Origin of the sequence: Limosilactobacillus difficilis (genome assembly GCF_947387495.1) — a bacterium.
Lineage (GTDB): Bacteria > Bacillota > Bacilli > Lactobacillales > Lactobacillaceae > Limosilactobacillus > Limosilactobacillus difficilis.
Map to the genome: position 1 here is coordinate 24,970 of NZ_CANDNU010000012.1, position 21,261 is coordinate 46,230.

General features: G+C 49.0%; 22 protein-coding genes and 1 other annotated feature. Of the genes, 16 read left to right on the top strand and 6 right to left on the bottom strand.

Features of this window, described 5'->3' with window-relative positions; all coding sequences use genetic code 11:
• Positions 1–13: 13 nt before the first annotated feature.
• The 4 genes from QOR82_RS03800 to QOR82_RS03815 form a co-directional block, all read right to left on the bottom strand.
• Complete coding sequence (locus QOR82_RS03800; protein ID WP_283583442.1) at positions 14–1,330, bottom strand: MATE family efflux transporter; 1,317 nt, start codon at positions 1,328–1,330, stop codon at positions 14–16.
• A gap of 159 nt (positions 1,331–1,489) precedes the next feature.
• Positions 1,490–1,900: a peptide deformylase gene (locus QOR82_RS03805; RefSeq protein WP_283583443.1), complete on the bottom strand. Its 411-nt coding sequence runs from the start codon at positions 1,898–1,900 to the stop codon at positions 1,490–1,492.
• A 55-nt stretch (positions 1,901–1,955) separates the two neighbouring features.
• A complete protein-coding gene (gene yidC, locus QOR82_RS03810; RefSeq protein ID WP_283583444.1) occupies positions 1,956–2,933 on the bottom strand; it encodes a membrane protein insertase YidC in 978 nt (325 codons plus the stop codon).
• A 112-nt stretch (positions 2,934–3,045) separates the two neighbouring features.
• Positions 3,046–3,318: an acylphosphatase gene (locus QOR82_RS03815; RefSeq protein ID WP_283583445.1), complete on the bottom strand. Its 273-nt coding sequence runs from the start codon at positions 3,316–3,318 to the stop codon at positions 3,046–3,048.
• Positions 3,319–3,380: 62 nt separating this feature from the next.
• On the opposite strand from QOR82_RS03815, the gene QOR82_RS03820 reads away from it, so the two are divergent.
• From QOR82_RS03820 to greA, 7 genes are all read left to right on the top strand, one after another.
• On the top strand, positions 3,381–4,166 hold the full coding sequence (locus tag QOR82_RS03820) for a TrmH family RNA methyltransferase (RefSeq protein WP_283583446.1): 786 nt from the start codon (positions 3,381–3,383) through the stop codon (positions 4,164–4,166).
• Between the two features lie 128 nt (positions 4,167–4,294).
• Complete coding sequence (locus QOR82_RS03825) at positions 4,295–4,795, top strand: HD domain-containing protein (RefSeq protein ID WP_283583447.1); 501 nt, start codon at positions 4,295–4,297, stop codon at positions 4,793–4,795.
• Between the two features lie 12 nt (positions 4,796–4,807).
• The gene (locus QOR82_RS03830) at positions 4,808–5,140 is read left to right on the top strand and encodes a winged helix-turn-helix transcriptional regulator (RefSeq protein ID WP_283583448.1); all 333 of its coding nucleotides are present in this window, start codon (positions 4,808–4,810) and stop codon (positions 5,138–5,140) included.
• A gap of 49 nt (positions 5,141–5,189) precedes the next feature.
• Positions 5,190–5,390, top strand: a binding site (T-box leader).
• A 48-nt stretch (positions 5,391–5,438) separates the two neighbouring features.
• Positions 5,439–6,485 carry a phenylalanine--tRNA ligase subunit alpha gene (locus QOR82_RS03835; protein ID WP_283583449.1) on the top strand — a complete coding sequence of 349 codons (1,047 nt, stop codon included), beginning with the start codon at positions 5,439–5,441 and terminating at the stop codon, positions 6,483–6,485.
• 6 nt (positions 6,486–6,491) lie between these two features.
• Positions 6,492–8,918, top strand: coding sequence for a phenylalanine--tRNA ligase subunit beta (pheT, locus tag QOR82_RS03840; protein WP_283583450.1), 2,427 nt, complete (start codon positions 6,492–6,494; stop codon positions 8,916–8,918).
• Positions 8,919–8,922: 4 nt separating this feature from the next.
• Positions 8,923–9,282 (top strand): endolytic transglycosylase MltG, encoded by a 360-nt coding sequence (locus QOR82_RS03845; RefSeq protein ID WP_283583451.1) that lies wholly within the window; start codon positions 8,923–8,925, stop codon positions 9,280–9,282.
• Between the two features lie 115 nt (positions 9,283–9,397).
• Positions 9,398–9,883, top strand: a complete 486-nt coding sequence (greA, locus tag QOR82_RS03850) for a transcription elongation factor GreA (RefSeq protein ID WP_283583452.1) — start codon at positions 9,398–9,400, stop codon at positions 9,881–9,883.
• A gap of 74 nt (positions 9,884–9,957) precedes the next feature.
• Here the strand turns inward: greA and QOR82_RS03855 are convergent, their stop codons facing one another.
• Positions 9,958–12,603: a YfhO family protein gene (locus QOR82_RS03855; RefSeq protein ID WP_283583453.1), complete on the bottom strand. Its 2,646-nt coding sequence runs from the start codon at positions 12,601–12,603 to the stop codon at positions 9,958–9,960.
• A gap of 194 nt (positions 12,604–12,797) precedes the next feature.
• Between QOR82_RS03855 and QOR82_RS03860 the strand changes: the two genes are divergently transcribed.
• The 7 genes from QOR82_RS03860 to QOR82_RS03890 all read left to right on the top strand — a co-directional run bounded on the left by QOR82_RS03860 (position 12,798) and on the right by QOR82_RS03890 (position 18,227).
• Positions 12,798–14,891, top strand: a complete 2,094-nt coding sequence (locus tag QOR82_RS03860) for a peptidoglycan D,D-transpeptidase FtsI family protein (RefSeq protein WP_283583454.1) — start codon at positions 12,798–12,800, stop codon at positions 14,889–14,891.
• A gap of 172 nt (positions 14,892–15,063) precedes the next feature.
• On the top strand, positions 15,064–15,213 hold the full coding sequence (rpmG, locus tag QOR82_RS03865; protein WP_104688004.1) for a 50S ribosomal protein L33: 150 nt from the start codon (positions 15,064–15,066) through the stop codon (positions 15,211–15,213).
• Positions 15,214–15,353: 140 nt separating this feature from the next.
• Positions 15,354–15,911: a 5-formyltetrahydrofolate cyclo-ligase gene (locus tag QOR82_RS03870; RefSeq protein WP_283583455.1), complete on the top strand. Its 558-nt coding sequence runs from the start codon at positions 15,354–15,356 to the stop codon at positions 15,909–15,911.
• Positions 15,908–16,567, top strand: coding sequence for a rhomboid family intramembrane serine protease (locus QOR82_RS03875; protein ID WP_283583456.1), 660 nt, complete (start codon positions 15,908–15,910; stop codon positions 16,565–16,567). The genes QOR82_RS03870 and QOR82_RS03875 overlap by 4 nt, the downstream gene beginning before the upstream one ends.
• Positions 16,567–16,824 (top strand): YqgQ family protein, encoded by a 258-nt coding sequence (locus QOR82_RS03880; RefSeq protein WP_283583457.1) that lies wholly within the window; start codon positions 16,567–16,569, stop codon positions 16,822–16,824. The genes QOR82_RS03875 and QOR82_RS03880 overlap by 1 nt, the downstream gene beginning before the upstream one ends.
• Positions 16,814–17,779, top strand: coding sequence for an ROK family glucokinase (locus QOR82_RS03885; RefSeq protein WP_283583458.1), 966 nt, complete (start codon positions 16,814–16,816; stop codon positions 17,777–17,779). Before QOR82_RS03880 ends, QOR82_RS03885 begins: the two co-directional genes overlap by 11 nt.
• A 22-nt stretch (positions 17,780–17,801) precedes the next feature.
• On the top strand, positions 17,802–18,227 hold the full coding sequence (locus QOR82_RS03890; protein ID WP_408612914.1) for a rhodanese-like domain-containing protein: 426 nt from the start codon (positions 17,802–17,804) through the stop codon (positions 18,225–18,227).
• Positions 18,228–18,318: 91 nt separating this feature from the next.
• Here the strand turns inward: QOR82_RS03890 and QOR82_RS03895 are convergent, their stop codons facing one another.
• Positions 18,319–18,495, bottom strand: a complete 177-nt coding sequence (locus tag QOR82_RS03895; RefSeq protein ID WP_283583459.1) for a DUF3042 family protein — start codon at positions 18,493–18,495, stop codon at positions 18,319–18,321.
• Positions 18,496–18,601: 106 nt separating this feature from the next.
• Between QOR82_RS03895 and miaA the strand changes: the two genes are divergently transcribed.
• Together miaA and glnA are read left to right on the top strand one after the other, a co-directional pair.
• On the top strand, positions 18,602–19,522 hold the full coding sequence (miaA, locus tag QOR82_RS03900; RefSeq protein WP_283583460.1) for a tRNA (adenosine(37)-N6)-dimethylallyltransferase MiaA: 921 nt from the start codon (positions 18,602–18,604) through the stop codon (positions 19,520–19,522).
• Between the two features lie 210 nt (positions 19,523–19,732).
• Complete coding sequence (gene glnA / locus QOR82_RS03905; RefSeq protein ID WP_283583461.1) at positions 19,733–21,076, top strand: type I glutamate--ammonia ligase; 1,344 nt, start codon at positions 19,733–19,735, stop codon at positions 21,074–21,076.
• The last annotated feature ends 185 nt before the right edge of the window (positions 21,077–21,261 follow it).

Genomic DNA, 21,261 nt, shown 5'->3' on the forward strand with positions numbered 1-21,261 from the left:
CCTTGGCTTTTATTTAATGATCGTCAGCTGACGGTAGTTTTCTAAAGTGATAACCGATAATGCCGGCGCTGAGTAACGAAACAATCAGCTCTGTCAGGGGAACGGCGGCCCAAACTCCGTTGACCCCAACCGAAAATCCCAGGATGATCGTGACCGGTGCTAAGACGAGGTAGCCCCGCAAAAGGGACATGGTAAAAGCCGTGCGGGCCGCTCGGATAGAGGTCAGGAAGAGAATCATCAAGATGTTAGAATTAATGAAAATGGCGCCGCTGAAGTAGATCGGCACCCCGGTCAGCGCGTATTTGGTCATCGCGGCTTGATGCTGATAATTGAAGAGCGCGATCACTTGCGAACGGAAAATCGTCAGGATGACAAAAGCTGCCAGCCCGATGGCAATCGTAATCTTCAGTCCTTGCCAGAAGGCTTTTTTGACGTTGGTATAGTGGTGAATGCCGTACTCTCGACTGGCAATTGGTTGGATTCCAAGGGCAACCCCGTTGGCGAGGGCCACCGAAATTAAAGCAATGTTGGAGATAATTCCATAGGCGGCAATCGCGTAGTTGCCAGCAATACGGAGCAGGATGATGTTGAAGACAAAGACCGCAAAGCCGTTGCTCAATTCGTTGATTCCAGCTGCCAGCCCTAGTTGGGCCGAATCTTTGATCGTCTTCAACCGCGGCTTGGTCCAGTACAGTGACAATTGACGCTGAGGAAAGTGACGGTGGCGGGAGAGGATCAACAGGGAGCAGACTGGTGAAAAAATCGTTGCTAGAGCTGCCCCTTCCATTTTGAGACCCAACCCGAAGATGAAGAACCAGTCAATAAGCAGGACGCTGCTGGTCTCAGTCAGGGTGGCTGCCATCGTCAGACTCGGGTGGTTATCGTTTCTGATGAAGTTAATCGACAAAATATTAGCAATATAAAGCGGCGCGCAAAAGGCAATGATTGAAATGTAGGTGTGCGCTAACTGGTAGGTTTGGGCCGTCCCACCCAAAAAATAGATTAAGGGATGGATGAAGATCTCAATCGCTAGTGTCAGCAGCAAACCCAGGCTGATCCCGAAGATCATCAGCTCGCTATAGGTTGATTTGACGCGTTCGGGATGTTTGATTTTGTTGAGGGAGTAATAAGCCGCCCCACCGACGCCCAGGAGCATCCCCAAACAGTTGAAGAGTGAAAACAGCGGGAGGGCAACGTTTAAGGCAGTTAGCCCCAGTGGCCCGGCGGCGATCGAAATAAAAAGGGTGTCGATCAGTAAATACATCGACATCCCAACGGATGCGGCCGTGTTGCGAACGACGTAGTGATTAACTTCATGCTTGAGTTGCATTATTCAGACCTCCCAAATGGTTGGTCCCACCTCCCCTCAACAGGCGCCTGTCAGTGAAGGACCAGTTCGTTAATCGTGGCGAAACCCGGCGATTCCGCATCCATATTTTTTATCAGAACTCTATCTGGCATCTTAGCAGGAAATAAAGCCCACCGTCAACTAGATCAGGATGCCATCACAATGATCGATTTCGTGTTGAACAATTTCTGCGGCCAGGTCGGTCAACTTGATATGGTGATTTTGCCAGTTCATATCACGATAGGCCAGTTGAATTTGGTGGTAGCGTTTGGCAGGTCGTTGTCCACGCAAACTCAGACAACCTTCCTGGGTGGTATAAGGCTGACTTTTGGCAGTGATCACGGGATTAAACATTACTAGGTCAACCGGTCCCAGCGATACAGCGATGATTCGCTTATGGACCCCGATCATGTTGGCAGCCATACCAACACAGTGATCATGGTGGGCAGCGAGGGTGTCGGCAAGATCTTGGCCAACCTGTCGATCAGTGGAGCGGGCCGGTTGTGATATTTGTTGCAGGCTTGCTTGGTTTTTATTAATGTTTTTGATCATGAAAAAAGCTCCTAAATAAAAGGGCCGGAACAGTCCAGCCCTTATCGATACGAAATTACTTTTTGTGATGCTGCTTGCCGGCGTTGAGACGACGCAAGTCAGAATTCCCCTTGCCAGTATTATGCGGGGTCGGGTGAGAACTATCAGTGCGTCGCAACTGTTCAACAGTTGATTGATGTGAGTTATCATCTTGGCGAACTGGCGGCAGCTCAACTTTCTTGATCGGGTGTTCTTTCATCTGTTTATCCAAGCGCTTCCGCATTCGTGGCCGGTAGGCATTGATTGCCAGGGTTTGGATGACGGCGAAGAGCCCGCCGATAAAGAAGTAGATCCCCAAACCAGCTGATGCGGAAAGAGAAATGAAGAGAATCATCACTGGTGACATGATCATTGCTGCAAACATCTGCCGCTTTTGGGATTCGGGAACGCCGATCATCGATAGCCAGGCCTGTAAGAGGTAGATCCCAAAGGAGAGAAAGGCCATTAAGGCGCTAGGCTTTCCGAGCGGGATCCCCATGAAAGTGGCGTGGTAAAGTTGCGGCGAATAACGAATCGCGTCGTACAAGCCAGTGAAGACCGGCAGCTGAATCAGTAACGGCAAGCAGCCGATACCGCCTGTCATGCTGATATTATTTTCGCGATAGAGCTGCATCATCGCTTGACTTGCTGCTGCTTGTTCTTCCGGGGTCTTGGCTTCCTTGGTGCGTTTTTGAATTTCCCGCATTTGTGGCTGGATCATGTTCATCTTTTCTTGCATCATGGTTGAGCGTTTCATTTGATTGATCATGATTGGCAGCAGAATCAGCCGAACGATAACGACTAGGGCCACCAGTGCCCAGCCGTAGTTATGGCCGAGAAAACCAGCGAGCCAGTTCATGATGTGCATCATCGGTACGCCCAAGTAATGATAAACGATCCCGTGGGGATGCGCATGGGCAGGGTCCTGGGCGGTTGGGACGATTTTTTGACAACCACTTAGCAGCAGGGTCATCATTCCCCCGAAGGCGATGAGACTAACTTGTTTTTTATTCATTGGAATACTCAAAGATCCTTTCAAAATTAACTTTCTGTATCATACTCTATCAGCAGGCAAAAAGCTACCAATCTGTCAAGATTGACAGTTCAAGCGATAAGTAGGCTCGTCACTAGTATTCTATTGTAAAAGCGCGGTAATCTGTTAGTTGCCCGCTAGTCTTTTCGATCTTCGAAATACGGGCGTAAGGTGTCATTCCGCGATCAAGCTGGTCGCTGAACTTTTGCATGGCTTTTGCGGAGCCTTGAATTTCAATGTAGACGCTGCCGTCATTTTCGTTGCGCACGAAGCCGGTTAGCCCCAGCTTCGTTGCTGTGTAATAGACGGTTCCCCGAAAACCGACGCCTTGAACGCGACCGTAAACGTGAAAGTGATAATTAAGCATGAATGAGTCCTCCCAAAAAGAAAATCAAACGATGGTATAATAGGCGCACTGAGGTGAAAGTAATGAAAGAACAATTAAAATCGGTTCACAACCAGCACGTTAAAAATTGGAAAAAACTGGCTACCAAGAAATTTCGGCGACAAAGCCAGCGCTACCTTTTGGACGGGTGGCACCTCGTTGCTGAAGCACTCCAAAACGGTGCTAAGGTTGTTCAACTGATCGGGACACCAGATGAGTTGGCCCAGCACAGTGACATTGTATCACGGGTAGAAGAGGTCTATGAGGTTACGCCAGAAATCATTAAACACATCACGGAAACGGTTTCTCCCCAGGGAATTTGCGCGGTGGCTGAAATTCCTGCGACCTATGGGATGCCCAGCCAGCTGACCGGGGCGTGGCTGATGCTCGATAGCGTCCAAGATCCAGGAAACGTCGGTACAATGGTACGGACTGCTGACGCGGCAGGGTTTGCGGGTGTGGTTGTCAATGAAAAGACAGCTGATCTGTTCAGCCCCAAAGTGGTTCGGTCGATGCAGGGCAGCCAATTTCACCTGCACCTTTATAACGGTGATTTGAAGAAGTGGCTGGCAGCTTTCCAAAGGATGGGTGCGCCGGTTTACGGGACGGAATTGAATCCGGCAGCGCAAAATTGTCGGAAAGTCAAGACACCAGCTACTTTTGCTCTGATCATGGGCAATGAAGGTAACGGGATGGATCGTGACCTTTTGGCTTTAACGGATCACAATCTTTATATTCCAATGCGCGGCCGGGCCGAATCCTTAAACGTAGCCGTTTCGGCGGGAATTTTAATGTTTCAATTGAATCAATCTCTTCAACAAGATGATTAAGCAATTGCTTGCCGGCAAGGTAAGAAATGCACTATAATTAAGTAAGCAGGGATGGACCTGCTTTTCTGCAAGGGAACAGTTGCCCGATGAAGCGCTTTGTTTGATAGAAAAGGGGTCGGTTCAATTCCATGAAATCAAAGAATGAATGGCGTAGTGACCGTGAGTACTTGTCACTCGTCAAAGATTTACTAGCAAAACCAGAAGTACAGAAGTTAGCACATTATCGGCAGCATCACCACTCTAACCGCCTGCAACACTGCATCTCTGTTTCCTATGATAGTTATCGGATCACCAAGCGTTTGCATCTTGATTACCGGAGCACTGCCCGTGCTGGTTTATTGCACGATTTGTTTTACTACGATTGGCGAACAACCAAGTTCGATTTGGGAACTCATGCCTTTATTCACCCGCGCGTCGCATTGCGCAATGCAGAAAAATTAACATCACTGAACAAAAAGGAACGTGACATTATCCTCAAGCACATGTTTGGGGCGACCTTGGCCGTGCCGCGTTATCCTGAAAGTCTAATCGTTTCACTCGTGGATGACTATGAGGCCGAACACGAATTCTTCGGGCCGTTACGCAAGCGGGTGCGACGTGAGGTGGCATTAATTAAGGCCAAAGCGTAAGGAGGCTTGGTAATGGCAGAATCATCAGTTGCAGATGAATTTAACCTGTGTCCGCGCTTTACCCGTACTTTTCAGATTTTGGGCAAGAAGTGGAACGGATTGATCATCGAAGTGCTATTGCACGAACGAAACCAGCGTTTTAAGGATCTGGCCAATCACGTTCCAGATTGCAGTGACCGGGTTTTGTGTGAACGGCTCCGTGAACTTCAAGACGAAGGGATCGTTAGCCGCATGACACGGCCTGGCGAGAGTCGGGTTATTTATTCCCTGACTGGTGAAGGACGGGCCCTGGCTCCCGTGATGCAGGCTGTTCATCAGTGGAGCGATAAGTATTGTCAACAATAATTTTTTTAGGCTTGACGAATTTCGATCGTCAAGTCTAAAATGTTAATGATTAAAAACGTCGATGGAAATTAGTAGATTCGTTTAATCAACAGGGAAGGACAGTCAGCGACTGGAAGCTGTTCATGATGAGACGTGTCGAATTTCACTTCCGGAGTTGGTACCTGGTATCCCGGTCGATCACCGTTATCGATTTTTGAGTGTGTAGTTTAACTGCAAACTAGGGTGGTACCGCGAACGCTTCGTCCCTTTGACGAGGCGTTTTTTTATTGGTTCCACCAGTATTAGAGGAGGATTTTGCATGGGCTTAAAAGAAAGACTAGAGCAATTACGCAAGGAAGGCTTGCAGCAGATTGCCAACAGCAGTGATCCTGATAAAGTCAACGCTGTACGGGTCAGCATGTTGGGCAAGAAAGGCTCTTTGACCGCCGTTTTGCGGGGAATGAAGGACTTGGCAGCTGATCAGCGGCCGGTAGTTGGTAAGTACGCTAACGAAGTCCGCAATGACTTGCAGGCCGCTATTGAAAAGAGGAGTGCAGAACTGGCAAAAAACATATTAAATGCCAAATTACAGGCAGAAACCCTGGACGTTACTCTGCCTGGAACGGCGGTAGCACAAGGCCAACCACACGTCATCCAACAAATTATTGACCAACTGGAAGATCTCTTCATTGGGATGGGTTATCAAATTGCGGTTGGTGACGAAGTTGAAGAAGAAGTTTATAACTTCGAGAAATTGAACTTGCCAAAGGATCACCCAGCAAGGGACATGCAAGACACTTTCTACGTGACACCCAGTGTGTTGATGCGAACCCAGACTTCACCAATGCAAGCGCGGATGATGGAAAAGCATGACTTTACCAAGGGCCCGCTGAAGATGATTTCACCAGGGAAAGTTTACCGGCGTGACACGGACGACCCAACCCACAGTCATCAATTCAACCAGGTTGAAGGTTTGGTTGTCGGGAAACATGTTACGATGGCTGATCTGAAAGGTACGTTGCAAGAGGTTGCTCGCAACCTGTTTGGTGATGACCTTGATATCCGCTTGCGGCCGAGTTACTTCCCATTTACGGAACCGTCAGTCGAAGTTGATATTACCTGCTTCAAATGCAAGGGGAAGGGTTGTGCCATTTGCAAGAACACCGGCTGGATTGAAGTGCTGGGTGCCGGAATGGTTCACCCGAACGTGCTGCAGATGTCAGGGGTTGATCCTGAGAAATACGGCGGCTTCGCCTTTGGCTTGGGGCCGGACCGCTTTGCTATGCTGAAATACGGGGTCGAAGACATTCGGGACTTTTACCTCAATGATGTTCGCTTCTTAACCCAGTTCAACGAGAAAGGATAGTGCCAAATGAAGGTATCATACAATTGGTTGAATCAATATATTGATCTTAAGGCCAACAAGATTTCGCCGGCCGCTCTTGGTGAAAAACTAGCCCGGACCTCGGTTGACTTAAACGATGTGTCATCCCCGAGCGACGGCCTGAAAAAGTTGGTTGTGGGGGAAGTGAAGGAGTGCGTTGCTCACCCGAATTCTGACCACCTGCACATCTGCCAGGTACAAATCAGCCCTGACGAGACGACTCAAATTGTTTGTGGAGCCCCAAATGTTCAGGCGGGCAAGAAAGTGATCGTTGCTTTGCCGGGAGCACGGATCGCTGATAATGTCAAAATTCGTCGGGGCAAGATCCGGGGCGAAAAGTCTAACGGGATGCTCTGTGCCCTGCAGGAAATCGGCTTTTCTAACAGCATTGCCCCGCAGGATTACGATGAGGGTATTTACTTCCTGCCAGATGATGCTAAAGTCGGTGACTCTATCTTCTCCTACCTGGGGATGGATGACACCATCGTTGACACCGACGTGACCCCGAACCGTGGTGATATGCTGTCCATGTATGGCAACGTCAACGACATCGCCGCAATTTACGACCTGCCAAAGCACTTTTCAACTCACGAATGTACTGAGGATGCGGCAGAGCAGGCCGATGATCTAATCAAAGTTCACGTCGATGACGAAAAGATTGCCCCAACCTACCTGATGCGGATTATTAAGGGCGTCAAGGTCCAACCGAGCCCGCTCTGGATGCAGATTCGCCTGTGGAATTCTGGCGTTCGGCCGAAAAACAACGTGGTTGACGTCACTAACTATGTCCTTTTGAAGTATGGGCAGCCATTGCACAGCTTTGACTATGATAAGCTGCCAGTTAAGGAAATCCACGTGAAACACCCGGCAGATGGCACTAAGATGACCACCCTTGATGGTGAAGAACGGATTTTGAAGGCCAACGATATTGTGATTGCTGCTGACGACAAGCCAATTGCCCTGGCTGGCACGATGGGTGGTTTGGAGACAGCCGTTGATGACAACACGACGACGGTGGCCCTGGAAAGTGCGATTTTTGATCCCGTCATGGTCCGCAAACAGGCGCGCCGGCTCGACCTGCACAGTGAATCTTCAATGCGTTTTGAACGGGGAATCAACCCTGAAACCGTTGAAAAGGCGCTTAACGAAGCAGCATACTGGCTGCAACAGCTTGCTGGTGGCCAGGTGGCCAAGGGAATCGTACGCGGCAGTCAAGCTGCGGTGAAGGCGCGGCAAATCCAATTATCAACCAAGCGGGTTAACTTTGTCCTGGGCACAGATCTGAAGACGGAACAGATTACTGACATCATGCGGCGACTGGATTTTGCGACTGAAACCGTTGGTGACAAGATTATGGTGACCGTGCCGGCGCGGCGCTGGGATATTTCGATTCCAGCTGACCTGAACGAAGAAATTGCCCGGCTCTACGGTTATGATAAGATTCCGTCAACTTTGCCGACGATGACTCGAACAGTCGGAGGGCTGACCAGCCGGCAAAAGTTTTTGCGGGCTAGTCGTCACGTCATGGAGGGATTGGGCTTAAACCAGGCTATTTCTTATTCTTTGACGACGGCGAAGAAAGCTAAACAGTTTCAGATCCAACCGACCGATCGTGAACCGATGCAGGTTGACTATCCAATGAGTTCTGAACACGTTGCCACCCGGATGAGCATCATCAGTGGGCTGTTGAACGACGTGGCTTATAACATTGCCCACAAGGTGGCAAACGTTGCCTTGTATGAAATGGGGCGGGTTTTCTTGCCAAATGGCGAGCCACGGCCGGTTGAACATGAGCACTTAGCCGGCGTTTTGACAGGCCAACTGACGGCCGACAATTGGCACCAAAAGACGAAGAATGTTGATTTCTTCCAGATGAAGGGGATTGTTGAACAATACCTGAAAAACATCGCCGTTGCTGGCAAGATTACTTACGTAGCTAACCATGACCGTAATGAGATGCACCCGGGACGAACAGCCGACATCCTCTTAGATGATCAGCTGATCGGTTATCTCGGACAGGTTCATCCGCTGGTTGCTAAAGATTACCGTATTCCAGAGACCTACGTCTTTGAACTCAACTTAGAAGCCCTGATTAAGGCTGATAAGCGGAGTCGTCACTATGAATACATCAGCAAGTATCCGGCAATTACCCGTGATATCGCACTCTTGGTTGACAACAAGGTGACGAACCAGGAGGTTGTCGATGTGATGACCAAACATGGCGGGGCTTACTTGAAGGATATTCACCTCTTTGACGTTTACGAAGGGGTTCATCTGCCAAACGGCAAGAAGTCTTTGGCTTACACTTTGACCTATCAGGATGATCGGGCCACCTTAAAGGAGGAACAGGTTAACACCGCCTTTGATAAGATCGTTCAACGGCTGCAGGATGACTTGAACGCTGAGATTCGTTAACAGAATGAATCATTTTAGCAAAAAACAGCTGCGTCGCCAAAACACGGTTGTTTTGATCATTATCATTATGATGGTTGTTCTCGGCTTGACTATTCACCAGGTTTTCACTGCGCGATTGGCGGCCGTCAATACTTCGGACCGGCAGGCAATCGCGGTTACGATTCCTCGTGGTGCCACCGATCGGCAAGTAGGGGCCATCTTAAAGCAGCGGCATTTGGTGCGAAGCGCCTATGTGTTTGATTATTATCTGGAAACCCATAAAACACACGGGGTGAAGGCCGGCACCTTTCACCTGCGCCGCACGATGACGACTCCGCAAATTGTGGCGGCCTTACAGGAGCGTCAATTGGCGAAAACAAAGTGATTACTGGCCTCGTTGCTAATAATCAGACAAAAGCAGCGCTTTGCCTATTTACATTTCTTTTTGAAAATGGTAGTGTTGCAAATGCTAACAAATATATGAAAGAGGAGCGTTTTAAATGGCTGAGGAAAAAAGCTTCCCAATGACTGCCGAAGGTAAAGAAAAGCTCGCCCAAGAGCTGGAAGATCTGCGCCTGAAGCGTCGCCCAGAAGTAATTAAGAGAATTAAGATTGCGAGAAGTTACGGTGACTTATCCGAAAATTCCGAGTATGAATCTGCCAAGGACGAGCAGGCTTTTGTTGAAGGCCGGATCGCCCAGATCCAAAACATGCTCCAGTACGCGGTGATCATTGATAACGAATCTGTCGACAAAAACGAAGTATCCATGGGACGGAAAGTGACCTTCCAGGAACTCCCTGATGAGGATCCGGAAAGCTACCAAATTGTCGGTGAATCCGAATCTGATCCACTGTCAGGCAAGATTTCTAACGAATCCCCGATGGCGAAGGGGCTTCTGGGCCACAAGGTAGGCGAAGAAGTCGAAATTGCTATTCCTAACGGGACGATGAAGGTGAAGATTCTAAAGGTCGAAGACGTCGACTAATATCGCCATATTACAAGACAACCCCCAAGCTCAATTGACTGGTTTTAACCGGTGATCGGGCTTGGGGGTTGTTTTTATTTAGCAGGGAGGTGGTGCCGCCGTGAAAAACCGCTTGCACCAATAACGGAACCAGCAAGAGCAAGCAGGCTGATAATCAAACCAGGAATCAAGAATGGCGGCCGGTAGTGGAGCACCACGTGGTGGGAGCCGTTTGTGATCGGAATTGCCATGAAGAGTCCGGCGACGGTCCGCGGGGTGGCGTCTTGACCGTCAATTTTGACGTGCCAACCGGCATCGTTGGGGATGGTAGTCATTAAGACCTGTGAACTGCCTTTGATGTTGACTTTGCCCTTGATAGTCGTTGAGTTACTCTTGCTGATAATCAGTGGTGAACGTTGCAAGGTCTGCAAACTGCTTCGGTAAGCTACTTGATGCAAGCGGTAGAGGCTGACGTCTTGCATCCACAGAGATGCATGTTTGAGTTTAACGGTCACCCGGATCTGGCGCCCCTTGTCATGGTAGGCGACGTTGCTGACTACCGTGTTGCGATAGGTTGAGTACTGAGGCAGCGGCCGACCGTTGATGCTGATGTTGGCATTGCTTTTTAATTCCGGCCCCAGGGTGAGGTAATAGGAATCATTTGTGTGGGGGATGATCGTCAAGGTGATGCTGGCCGGCTTGAGCAGGTTTTGGCGACGAAAGATCGTACCTGTGATCCGGTTGGAGCGTTGAACGTTATTGTAGGTCACATGATCAAAGTCTTCGACGGAAAAGAGGGATTGGTTGATCTTTTTCCCGGCCAAGGCCTGGAAGATCTGGGATTGATACTGGATTGGATCCATCGTGGTTCGTTTCAGCCCCAAGATTTGTTTGCTGGCCCCGAAGGCAAGCGGTAAGGCGTCCCGATTGTGGGAGAGCCAAACCATCTTGGTGGTGGCAAAGCAGTGTTGACGGCGCAAGTCGGGACGATAGGCAGTCAGCGGAAGTACACTTTGCCCGTTATCGTACCCATCATGACGTGCTGACAAGAAGTACTTGAAGCCAAGGAGGGCATCGGTAACTTGGGTGCCATTTGAATAAGTAACGAAACCGTCACCATCTGGCTGACCAATTGCGCCCATGAAGTTAGGTGTAGCGGGTTTCATCGTCGAGCCAAAGTGGTCACCGCTATAAAAACCGGCTTGAAAGGGATCGTCCTTGGTACGCATGAAGGTTTTGCCAGTCCGGTAGAGACCAGAGTCGTGCTGATGAAGGCGATTGACGGCTTGGTCGAGTCGCTGGGTGTAAATGCTAAATTGATTTTTCGGAACGTAAGCAATATTGTTGAGACTAATTACTGCGTTGGTTCCAACATCGAGGACTACTAGCAATAGCAAGAGGAGATCAATGGCAAACGGTTTTTCTTCCAACGGCAGGTTGAAGAAGAAGAGGGCGGCCACCAAGAAGCCAGCGGCCATCAACAACTGGTCGTGGTTGACGTAGTTGAGCTGGCTGGCATGAAACCATAGCCAGGCTAAAGGGATAATGAGTAAAATCGCGATGATCGTGGTATTGAGCCGGCCCAGCCGGAATTGCGATTGCATCACTTGGGCGGCAAGCCAGATAAGCCAGAAACTAGCGAGATAGGAGAAACGATAAGGATACCAGACCGGAAACTGGCCGAGGTGCCAGAAGAGGTCGAGCGCTTGAATGCAAAAAGAAGCAGCAAAAAAGAGAGTGATCAAGAAAGCGACTAAGCGCTGTTGCCAGGCAATTTTGCGGTTGAGAAAGTAGGCCAGAGCACCGCAAGTTAGGAGAATTCCGATGTAAAGGTTCGGCTGCCCCGATGGCATCTGTTTGAAATTAAAGGATCCCGGGACGAGCAGCTTAGCCAGCATCTTCCACGGTTGGTATTCGAGCTTCCATTGCCAGTTGTTGGCAGTATAAGTAGCTTTACTATCCAGGAGGGTAAAGAGGGTTGGCAAAAGAACGACCATCGCGTTGGCAACAGCCAGCAGCGAAGAACCGATGTATTTAATGAACCCCTTGCCCAAAGATGGCCAACTTGGCTTTTGGCTGCTGATCTGCCAAAGCGAAAAGAGGATGGTGAAGAGGCAACACATCCACGCCATATAATAATTGTCGATGAGAGAGATGGTAAGCCAGGCAACATAGAGCCAGGGACGTCGCCCTTGCCAAATGTCAATTAAACCGGCTGTCAACGGAGGCAAAATAAAGAGAACATCTAGCCATAATAAGTTGAGCTGGTTGGCAATCATCCATCCCATTAAAGCATAAGCGCTGGAAAAGGCGACAGCCCGGAAGCCACGTTGCAATCCTTGCCGTTCCAACAACCAGGCCATGCTCAAACTGGCGCAACCATACTTAGCCAGGGTCAAAAAAAGGATGCCGCTGGCGAGATGCTGGCCGGCAAAGGGTAAGAGGATCAGATTAAGCGGACTCCAGAGGTAGTAAGCGTTGGTCCCCCACATTTCACCGCCCAATCCCTTGCCGAGGGAATAGAAAAAGCTGCTGGGATCGTGTAAGATGGCGCGTCGCAAATAAGAAAAGAAGTCAACATATTGTTGACCCAAATCGACGGTCAGAATGGAACTCTGGCCAAAGGGAGCCATCTGGCGGCTGATAAAGTAGCCGCTCATAATAATGACGGGTAAGAAAAAGCTGGCAAGAAGGGTCCACTGGTGCGGATTAAGATGATATTTGCTTTGTGCTGGTTTCACGACGTGCCTCCGAATCTAAATTGATCTATTATTATAGCGCACTTCTGGTCAAACGACGATCAGATGCTTTGCTGTGGGTGAATCATAAGAAAAGTTTAATCTCAGTCCTTTCGATTTGCCGGCCTTTCAATCCAGGAGTATATTTGATAATATTGTTCGTGAACGAATTAGATCAGATTGAGGAGCAAAGAATAGTGGATTTCCTGAATCAAATCAAAGGGTGGTTTAAGCTGGGCCGCGGCGATCACCAACGTAAAAATAATAAATCTGTGATTTCTTCACGGTTGAATTTATTAATCACTGTTGTCGGGATTCTCTTGCTGGTCCTGGGGGGCCGGCTGTTTTACCTGCAAGTGCTTAATGGCAATGCCTACAAGGCCGAAGTGAAACGGTCAGATACGACGATCCAGACGAACAACGTCCAGCGGGGGATGATTTACGATTCCCAGGGCCGGGTGATGGTTGGCAATCAAGCCCACCAGGCTATAACCTACACAAAAGGCTCCAACGTTTCCAGTGCCCAATTATATAAGGTTGCCAATCGCTTGGGACGTTATGTTGACGTTAGCAAGAACCGTTTGACTGATCGGAACAAGATCGATTACTACTTGGCTAACGATGCCCACCTGAAACGGGTAGAAAAGATGGCTCATGCCGGAAACGATAGTGTCACCAGCAACGCAGCCTACAACAAGAGTGTGACCTACCTGGAAAATCACCCGGATAAATATTCACTGACGGCGGATCAAAAGAACAAGGCGAAGATTTACGCTGCGATGAGCGGGGCTTATTCTCTGTCGACGACCTATATTAAGGAAACCGGGGTTACCTCTAAGGAACTGGCCGAAGTCGGCGAGCACCTGAACCAGATACCAGGGGTCAAAATTGGCAAGGCTTGGACACGGAACTATCCACAAGGGACCGACACCCAGTCGTTGACGGGGACGGTTTCGACGACTAAGACCGGTTTGCCAGACGATGAAGTGAACCGCTTGCTCTCTCAAGGCTACTCACGCAATGACAGTGTTGGTCGTTCTTATCTAGAAAAGCAGTATCAGTCAACCTTGGCTGGTTCCAAGTCACAGACTGAGGTTACCACAACTGGCAACAACGTCACCAAGTCGGTCACGAAATATGCCGGTAAGAAAGGGGATAACCTGGTCCTGACGATCAATTCGAAGTTTCAGCAAAGGGTTCAAGACATCCTCAAGAACAACTACGCCGCTGCGGGGAATGCGTACTCGACTGGTGTTTATGCTGTCGTGATGAATCCTCACACCGGGGCAATTTATGCCATGGCAGGGATCGACCGCGATCCCGAAACTGGTAAAGAGACAGTTGATCAGGTTGGGGCGATTAACCACCCGATCGTTCTTGGTTCCGTTGTTAAAGGAGCTACGGTGATGGGCGGTTTGATGAGCGGGGTTATCACCCCGACTAACAACACGCTGACCGATCACCCGATTACGTTGGCTGGAACCCAGAAGTCTTCTTGGTTTAACCACTCGGGTGGCGCCAACATGGCAGTTGACGCGCCGACTGCGCTTGAAGTTTCTTCCAACTCGTACATGATGCAGCTGGCCATGAAAGAAGCCGGTTTTAACTATAAGGAAGACGAGAACCTGACGATGTCAACCAAGGCCTTTACAAAGTTGCGTTATTACTTCAACATGTTTGGCCTTGGAACGAAGACGGGAATCGACCTGCCTGGTGAAACAACCGGCTTTACTGGTCCATCTAACAAGGCTCATATCGGGTCAGCCCTCGACCTTTCCTACGGGAACTACGATGCCTATACCGTTATTCAGTTGGCTCAGTACATGTCGACCATTGCTAATGGTGGTTACAAGATGCGGCCATACCTGGTCAAGGAAGTTCGTGGAACCAAGGCTAACGGTCAGTTAGGGCGGGTTGAATCAACGACTCAGCCGCAGGTTCAGGCTAAGATTCCGGCTACGAAGGAAGACTTTAAGCTGGTTCACGAGGGGCTTTATCTGGTGACCCACGGGACGAACGCTTACGTTACTGCCGGCAAGATGAAAGACATCAAGCCATCCGTTTCTGGGAAGACTGGGACGGCCGAAACTTACTACAAGAGTCATTCGACGACCACGCTTAGTTTTGCGGGCTATGCGCCGTCCAATGATCCGCAGGTCGTCGTGGCCCTTTCCATCCCTGGTAGCTCGAACAGTGACGGCGGAGCTAACATGACGATGGCCCGGCAAATCTTCAATGCTTACTGGAAGATGGTGCAGAGTCCGAAGAAGTACGAAAATAGCAGTAACTAAGTCGGTGCTGTCGTTTTGCTTTTCTTTCTTCTTTCGGCAGATCGTGTCAAGGAAAACTCCTTAACAAAGTCGGAGTTTTTTCTGGAAAAACGATCTGATTGATGGTATATTGAATGAGTTAGGTTTTCGAATAACCGGAAATAATCTTAATTATGTTTGGAGGTTGCAACCGATGCGTGTAAACATTACCTTAGAGTGCACTTCATGCCACGAACGGACTTACTTAACCAGCAAGAACCGTCGGCACAATCCCGACCGTCTTGAACTGAAGAAGTACTGCCCACGCGAACGCAAAGTGACGCTGCACCGCGAAACGAAGTAATCCGACTTTGACTCGGAAAATTGCGGGTGACAGCCGCAAGGGAGTCATTCAGCTCTCGTCAATAACTGTCAATATGAGTCCCTAGTGTTCTTGCCTGAATGCTAGGGATTTCTTTGTAATTAAAATAGGGAGGCACGATCATGACAGCAAGTAAGAATGGGATTCGGCAGGCTTACATCGCTCGCCTGCGGCAGCTGGACCCGACCACTCGTCAGAGGGAAGAGCAAAAGCTATACGCAAAGCTTTTCAGTCAGCAGGAATGGCTGACAGCTCGGTCTGTTGCGGTAACGATGAGCATGGGCTTTGAAATTGACACTCACCCCATTATTTTACGGGGACAAGAAGAGGGAAAGCAGATATTAGTGCCGCGGACCTTGCCGAAACACCAGCTGGAATTTGTAACAATTGACGAAGTATCCCAGTTTGAAGAAACCCACTTTGGCGTTTTGGAACCAGTTAACGGCGATGTTTGGCCGGCTGAGCAAATTGATCTGATCGTTGTTCCAGGCGTTGCCTTTACGAAGAGCGGCAAGCGCCTCGGTTTTGGGGGCGGCTATTATGACCGTTATCTTCAGCATTACTCGGGCCGGACTCTTTCATTGGCCCTGGATGTGCAGTTGGCTGCTGAAGATGCCTGGACCAGTGATAACACTGACGTTCAAATTGGCGGGGTCATTAGCACAGGTGATGAGCAATGACTTATTCCTGGCGTGATGCCCCGGTGACGACCATCTTGATCGTCATTCAGGTCGTCGTCTTTTTGGCCATGACCTTTGCTGGGGGTTCGACGAATACGGCAGTGTTGTTGCATTTTGGAGCCAATAATGCGGCTCTCGTTCGGGCTGGTCAGTATTGGCGGCTGTTGACGGCTGGTTTTGTTCATATTGGTACGGGACACCTGGTCATCAATTCGATCACCTTGTTTTTTATCGGCTATTACGTGGAGCGCTTATTTGGCCACTGGCGGATGCTTGTTATTTACCTCGTCAGCGTGTTGACCGGGAATCTATTGAGCAATGCCTTTTTGACAAATGGTTTGGCCGCTGGTTCTAGTACGGGAATTTTCGGCTTATTTGGAGCGTTTCTCCTTCTTGGAATGGCTTTTCATGATAATATGGCAATTCGTTCCGTGGCCAGACAATTTTTACTTTTGGTTGTTTTTAATTTGATTACTGATGTCTTTATGCCCGGAATTGATTTGGCCGGTCACCTTGGCGGTCTTGTGGGTGGCTTTCTGATGGCTGCGGTGGTTGCTGCACCGCGCCTCGGAAGAATTGACTTGCTAAAGCGCTTACTGAGTGGCATTATATTACTTGTAGCTATTTTTGTCTTCGGCGGAATGGGGTTACGTTAATGCAGAGTAATAACAATTACTTGAAGACTTATTACGATGTATTGCAGCTCCTGAAACGTTTTGATGTTTTCATCTACGTTGGCCGGCGGCTGTGGGACATTGAATTGGCCGCCCTTGAGGTTGATAACTTGTACCAGGCTGGCGTGATTGATCGGCAGACCTATTTGCAGGCCAAGCTGGTTTTGAGGCGGGAACACCGAGAACAAGCAGAGTATGATTTAAAGCATAGGAAAGGGACGAATAAAGATGAGCAATAAAAAATTGATTGGTGTTGACCTTGGCGGAACGACGATTAAGTTCGCTTTTTTGACCGAAGATGGTGAAATTCAACAAAAGTGGTCGGTCAAGACCAATATTTTGGATGACGGTTCTCACATTGCTCCAGACATCGTTGAATCAATTAACCACCACATCGACCTTTACAAGATGGATCGACAGGACTTCATCGGAATTGGGATGGGGACTCCCGGAACAATTGATCACGAAAAGGGAACGGTAACGAGTGCCTACAACCTCGGCTGGAAGAAGCCAACTGAGGTCGTCAAGCCGATTGAAGAAGGTACCGGACTTAAGTTTGCTATTGAAAATGACGCTAACGTTGCTGCTTTAGGTGAACGTTGGAAGGGTGCTGGTAATGAAGGTGACGATGTAGCTTTTATCACCCTTGGCACCGGTGTCGGCGGTGGTTTGATCGCTAATGGCAAGTTAATTCACGGTTTTGGTGATGCTGGTGGTGAGGTCGGCCACATGATCGTTAAACCAGGTGGCTACCTTTGCACTTGTGGCAACCATGGTTGTTTGGAACAATATGCTTCTGCAACCGGGATTGTGCACATTGCCCAAGACAAGGCGGAAGAATATGAAGGCGACAGCAAGCTCAAGGCAATGATCGACAATGGGGAAGAAGTAACGGCTAAGATCGTCTTTGACCTGGCTAAGCAAAACGATTACCTCTCCAACCAGGTCGTTGACGAAGTTTGCATGTACCTCGGCCTGGCTTGTGCCAACCTCTCTAACGCTTTGAACCCGCAATTCATGGTTATTGGCGGTGGGGTTTCGGCTGCTGGTAAGTTCCTGCTCGATCGTGTTCAAAAGAACTTTACCAAGTTTGCCTTTCCAACTGTTCGGACTTCGACGAAGCTTAAGTTAGCTGAATTAGGTAACGACGCTGGTGTGATCGGTGCTGCTTCACTGGCCCGTCAGTTTGAGTAAACTCAGGGAAGGATGAGAGAGATTGATCATTGCAGCAACAGGTGGTAATATGTGGGCTTCCCTGGTCGTTGTTTTTGGGGCTCTAATCATTGTCTGGGGTGGAACCTACCTCTTCCAGCGTTGGCAGATGCACCATTACGCAACCGTAATTGATGAGGATCAGTTTGCTCGTGGCATCCATAAGGCCCAGGTGGTGGATGTTCGCCAGGATAATGACTTTCGCAAGGGTCATATCTTAGGTGCCCGCAACATTCCCTATGCTTATCTGACTCAGCAATACAGTGAATTGCGTAAGGACATGCCGGTTTACTTGTATGATGCCGGGACGACGGCGGTAATTCAGGCTGCTCGCGTCTTGTACAAGCACGGTTACCGCGACCTCTACATCCTTGCTGGCGGCTATCTGGAATGGCACGGCAAGACGAAGAAGGACAAGTACGCTGATTAGTCAGATCAGCCTAAGATGATAAAAACCTCTAGCATCCGGATACTTCCGAATTCTAGAGGTTTTCTTTTGTTGTCTATTTGGCTATAGCAATTTAGCCCTGGTGAGCACTCCGTCCTTTCCGGATTGCTGCCCGCCGGTTTTCGTCGAAACGGTTTTCTTCGTCTTCAACGGGTTTGATAACCGTTTGGTGGAAGGTGATTACGCCACTGGCTACTGCTGCCAACGTGGCGACGGTGCCAAATACAAAGCCTTTAGCAAATTTTCCCATCTTCACAACCTCCTTCTTGTCAATCGTATTGTGATGGTTACTCTTTAATTATACACTACTAACACCGAAGAAAGTTTGAATTAATCAATGAAAGGTGGTCTTAGGAATGGCCAAAGTGGCTGCAATTGTCGGGCCGACCGCAGTTGGTAAAACGGCCCTATCGATTCAACTGGCCCAGGATTTAAACGGCGAGGTGATTTCGGGCGACTCAATGCAGGTCTACCGGGGACTAGATATTGGGACGGCGAAGGTGACAAATGCGGAAATGGCGGGAGTAGCGCACCACCTGATCGATATCCGCCAAGCGAATGAAAGTTTTTCCGTGGCAGATTTTCAACGATTAGCCAATCAGGCAATCGCCGCTATCAGCAAACGTCAGCATTTACCGTTGGTGGTCGGGGGCACCGGCTTTTACGTCCAAGCCCTCGTCAACAATCTAAATCTCGGTGGTTCTAATGGTAAGCAAGGTGGCAGCAGCCGGCGGCGTTGGGAACAATTTGCTGAACAGTATGGCGCCAAGGCTGCTTGGCATGAATTAAAGCGTCAAGACCCGCACGCTGCTGAACGGATTCCGGTCAACAACGTACGAAGGGTGGTGCGGGCCTTAGAAGTGATTTCGACAACGGGACATCGCTTCTCTGATCAGCCTCAACACCGAAGTCAGCACCAATTTTATATCATCGCTTTAACGACGAATCGACAAGTTCTGTACCAGCGGATTAACCAGCGGGTTGATTTGATGGTCAAGGCAGGGTTGGTCGACGAAGCACGGCGTTTGTGGCAGGCTGGCGGTCGCCAGTGGCAGTCAGGAAAGGGTATCGGCTACCACGAATTATTTGATTATTTTGAAGGTCAATGTTCGCTTGACGATGCAATTGAAAAAATCAAACTGGATTCTCGGCACTATGCGAAACGTCAACTGACCTGGTTTCGGAATAAGATGACAGTCCATTGGTACGATTTAGTCAGCGGTGTCAATAGTACTAAAGAAATTGAAGCTGATCTACGGGCATGGTTAACAAAGTAAATCAGAAAACGCTTTCCCAGTTTTAACCGTTCGATTCACTAAATTTGAATTGACATTTTTCATACAGGCCGTTAATCTTTATACCAGTGAGAGATGAGTAACGAGTGGGGGCTGCTAGATTGTTCGGCTTTTCGTGACGCCTCATCGCCAGAAGTTAACTCGGACTTGGTCCCAGGGATTGTTGCAGGACGCAACGGAAGGATGATTTCAATGTCAAAACATGTCTATACCAATGATGAAGTTCACGACTTGGTCAAGAAGGAAAACGTTCATTTTCTTCGCCTGATGTTTTCTGATCTGTTCGGCACGATGAAGAGTGTTGACATTCCAGTTAGCCAGCTGGATAAGCTGCTGGCTAATAAGATCATGTTCGACGGTTCATCAATCGATGGTTTTGTCCGGATTGAAGAAAGTGACATGTATCTTTACCCAGACAATTCTACTTGGCTGGTTTTCCCGTGGGGTGAAGAACACGGGAAGGTTGCACGGGTAATCTGCAGTGTACACATGACGGATGGTACGCCATTTGCTGGTGATCCTCGCAACGCTCTGATCAGCGAAGTCAAGAAGATGGAAGATGCAGGTTTTAAGAGTTTCAACATCGGTCCCGAACCCGAATTCTTCCTCTTCAAGACTGACGAACACGGCAACCCGACCTTCCAAGTTAATGACCACGAATCATACTTTGATATGGAACCCGGCGATGCTGGTGAAGATTGCCGTCGTGACATCGTCATTATGCTGGAAAAGATGGGCTTCAACGTTGAAGCATCCCACCACGAAGTTGCTCCTGGCCAACACGAAATTGACTTCAAATATGCCGACGCCCTTGAAGCCGCTGACAATATCCAGACTTTCAAGTTCGTTGTCCGGACAATTGCTAAGCAACACGGTCTGCATGCAACCTTTATGCCAAAGCCATTATCAGGAATTAACGGTTCAGGGATGCACATCAACATGTCCCTCTTTGACCAAGCCGGCCATAACGCCTTCTATGACGACAAAGACAAAATGCAGCTGTCTGACACCGCCTACCACTTCTTGGCCGGTGTTCTCAAGCACGTGCGCAGCTTAACGGCGATTTGCAACCCGATTGTCAACTCTTACAAGCGGCTGGTTCCGGGTTACGAAGCACCAGTCTACGTTGCTTGGTCTGCTTCGAACCGTTCGCCGCTGATCCGGATCCCAAGTGACCGGGGCATGGGGACGCGGCTGGAGCTGCGTTCCGTTGACCCAACGGCCAACCCATACCTGGCGATTGCAACGATCCTCGCAGCAGGGATGGACGGTTTGGAAAACAAGCTGACTCCAGCACCGAGTGTCGACGAAAACATCTACGAGATGTCCGAAAAGGAACGGACAGAAAAGAACATCAAGAACCTGCCTGACACCCTCCATAACGCCTTGAAGGATCTTAAGACAGATGATGTTGTTCGGGCGGCCCTGGGCGATCACCTCTACCAGAGTTTCTACGAAGCCAAGACGCGGGAATACGATGCATATCGTCAACAGGTATCGGACTGGGAACGCAATTCCTACATTAGCCAGTATTAATCAATTAGCGAAAAAAGTTTAAAGCGCTTCTGATAGTTAGCATAGAGTGGTTATCAGTCTGTTAAAGACAATGCTGATTTGCCGCTAGCTATCAGGAGCGCTTTTTAGGACGAATTGTCAAACTAAGTGCAACGGTTCTTCAAAAAATATCTCAAACGGTGTTTGATAGTTTAATATTTTTCTAG

What these genes read in the sequence shown, in the direction of transcription:
- QOR82_RS03800 (WP_283583442.1), bottom strand. Translation starts at nt 1,330, where the DNA reads ATGCAACTCAAGCATGAAGTTAATCACTACGTCGTTCGCAACACGGCC.
- QOR82_RS03805 (WP_283583443.1), bottom strand. Translation starts at nt 1,900, where the DNA reads ATGATCAAAAACATTAATAAAAACCAAGCAAGCCTGCAACAAATATCA.
- yidC (WP_283583444.1), bottom strand. Translation starts at nt 2,933, where the DNA reads ATGAATAAAAAACAAGTTAGTCTCATCGCCTTCGGGGGAATGATGACC.
- QOR82_RS03815 (WP_283583445.1), bottom strand. Translation starts at nt 3,318, where the DNA reads ATGCTTAATTATCACTTTCACGTTTACGGTCGCGTTCAAGGCGTCGGT.
- QOR82_RS03820 (WP_283583446.1), top strand. Translation starts at nt 3,381, where the DNA reads ATGAAAGAACAATTAAAATCGGTTCACAACCAGCACGTTAAAAATTGG.
- QOR82_RS03825 (WP_283583447.1), top strand. Translation starts at nt 4,295, where the DNA reads ATGAAATCAAAGAATGAATGGCGTAGTGACCGTGAGTACTTGTCACTC.
- QOR82_RS03830 (WP_283583448.1), top strand. Translation starts at nt 4,808, where the DNA reads ATGGCAGAATCATCAGTTGCAGATGAATTTAACCTGTGTCCGCGCTTT.
- QOR82_RS03835 (WP_283583449.1), top strand. Translation starts at nt 5,439, where the DNA reads ATGGGCTTAAAAGAAAGACTAGAGCAATTACGCAAGGAAGGCTTGCAG.
- pheT (WP_283583450.1), top strand. Translation starts at nt 6,492, where the DNA reads ATGAAGGTATCATACAATTGGTTGAATCAATATATTGATCTTAAGGCC.
- QOR82_RS03845 (WP_283583451.1), top strand. Translation starts at nt 8,923, where the DNA reads ATGAATCATTTTAGCAAAAAACAGCTGCGTCGCCAAAACACGGTTGTT.
- greA (WP_283583452.1), top strand. Translation starts at nt 9,398, where the DNA reads ATGGCTGAGGAAAAAAGCTTCCCAATGACTGCCGAAGGTAAAGAAAAG.
- rpmG (WP_104688004.1), top strand. Translation starts at nt 15,064, where the DNA reads ATGCGTGTAAACATTACCTTAGAGTGCACTTCATGCCACGAACGGACT.
- QOR82_RS03870 (WP_283583455.1), top strand. Translation starts at nt 15,354, where the DNA reads ATGACAGCAAGTAAGAATGGGATTCGGCAGGCTTACATCGCTCGCCTG.
- QOR82_RS03875 (WP_283583456.1), top strand. Translation starts at nt 15,908, where the DNA reads ATGACTTATTCCTGGCGTGATGCCCCGGTGACGACCATCTTGATCGTC.
- QOR82_RS03880 (WP_283583457.1), top strand. Translation starts at nt 16,567, where the DNA reads ATGCAGAGTAATAACAATTACTTGAAGACTTATTACGATGTATTGCAG.
- QOR82_RS03885 (WP_283583458.1), top strand. Translation starts at nt 16,814, where the DNA reads ATGAGCAATAAAAAATTGATTGGTGTTGACCTTGGCGGAACGACGATT.
- QOR82_RS03895 (WP_283583459.1), bottom strand. Translation starts at nt 18,495, where the DNA reads ATGGGAAAATTTGCTAAAGGCTTTGTATTTGGCACCGTCGCCACGTTG.
- miaA (WP_283583460.1), top strand. Translation starts at nt 18,602, where the DNA reads ATGGCCAAAGTGGCTGCAATTGTCGGGCCGACCGCAGTTGGTAAAACG.
- glnA (WP_283583461.1), top strand. Translation starts at nt 19,733, where the DNA reads ATGTCAAAACATGTCTATACCAATGATGAAGTTCACGACTTGGTCAAG.